The sequence below is a fragment of the Burkholderia seminalis DSM 23518 genome (assembly GCF_902832885.1).
Lineage (GTDB): Bacteria > Pseudomonadota > Gammaproteobacteria > Burkholderiales > Burkholderiaceae > Burkholderia > Burkholderia seminalis.
Genome location: NZ_CADFDK010000039.1, coordinates 1 through 1,647, shown reverse-complemented (window position 1 = coordinate 1,647; position 1,647 = coordinate 1). Strand labels below are relative to the sequence as shown.

At 64.7% G+C, this 1,647-nt stretch carries 1 protein-coding gene; it reads left to right on the top strand.

The window, feature by feature from the left end; genetic code table 11:
* Positions 1 to 8: 8 nt before the first annotated feature.
* Positions 9 to 1,647 (top strand): type VI secretion system Vgr family protein (locus HWX00_RS36525; protein WP_175029422.1); only part of this gene is annotated, 1,639 nt, incomplete at its 3' end.

Sequence of the window (1,647 nt, the reverse complement as noted above, 5' to 3'; positions counted from 1 at the left end):
GAACCTGCATGCGTCTGATCGAATTGCGCAGCGACGTGCTGGACCCGGGTAGCGTCGCGCTCGCGTTGACGGTTCACGAAAACCTCTCGCAGGAGCCGTCGTATCGTCTCGACGTGCTGAGTCGCGATCCGGAGCTGAACCTGGACGAGCTGTTGGGCACGCCGCTATCGGCCGACATCGACCTGGGCAACGGGGCGGTGCGGACGTTCGGCACCTATGTGTTCGGCGGTTACGACACCGGGCAACTGAGCGGGCAGTACACGTACACGCTGGACCTGGGAAGCTGGCTGTCATTTCTGGAAGAAAACCAGAACAGCCGGATTTTCCAGAACCTGACGGTGCCGCAGATCGTCGAACAGGTCTTTCAGGGGCATCAGCGCACCGATTACCGCTTCGAGCTGGAAGGCGCGTATGAGTCGCGCGAATACTGCGTGCAGTTCCAGGAGAGCGACCTGAACTTCGTCAAGCGCTTGCTCGAAGACGAAGGGATCTACTTCTGGGTCGAGCACGAGACGGACCGGCACGTGGTGGTGCTGTCCGACACGCAGCGCTTCGACGATCTACCGTTTCCGTACGGACAGCTTCAGTACTTGCCGGACGGCGAGGAGGCACGGGCGATCCAGGGGCGGGAGGGGATACAGCGACTGCAGCGGACGCGCCGGGTGCGCTCGAACAACGTCGCGCTGCGGGACTTCAACTACCTGGTGCCGTCGAACCGTCTGGACAGCGACGCGCAGACGCCGCCGGAGCCGGCGCTGTCGGGCGTGCAGCTGGAGTACTACGACTATGCGGCGGGCTATCAGGACGAGCAGAACGGAGAGCGTCTTGCGCGGTTGAGGCTGGAGGCGTTCCAGGCCGATGCACATGTGCTGGTCGGCGAGGCGAACGCGCGCGGCCTCGCGACGGGGCAGGCGTTCACGCTGGTGGGCTACCCGGCGGTCACGCGCAATCGGCGCTATTACGTGATCGGCAGCGAGCTGATGTTCGTCCAGGACGGTCCGGACAGCACGTCGCAAGGGCGCAACGTCGGGGTGAAGTTCCGTGCGCTGGCCGATGACCAGCCATACCGGCCGCTGCTCGCGACGAAGCGGCCGGAGGTGCCGGGTATCCAGAGCGCGACGGTGGTGGGGCCGCAGGTGTCGGAGGTGTACACCGACCGGCTTGGGCGGATCAAGGTGCATTTCCACTGGGACCGCTACAAGACCGTGGAAGCGGACGCGTCGTGCTGGATTCGAGTGTCGCAGGCGTGGGCGGGCAAGGGTTGGGGCGTGCTCGCGATGCCGCGGGTCGGGCAGGAGGTGCTGGTGACCTATGTGGACGGCGATCTCGACCGGCCGCTGGTGACGGGGATCGTCTACAACGGCGAGAACCCGACGCCCTACGACTTGCCAAAGGACGTCCGCTATACGGGGTTGGTGTCGCGTTCGGTCAAGCAGGCGGGTCAGCCCCAGAACGCGAGCCAGATCACGTTCGACGATCAGCATGGCGCCGAGCGCGTGATGATCCACGCCGAGCGCGACATGCAGCAAACCGTCGAGCGCAACAGCTCGACGTCGGTTGGCCAGGACAAGAATGTTTCCGTCAAAGGCACGTCGACATCGGTGACCGGGATCTCGGTCAGCTACACGGGCATCTCGGTGTCGTACA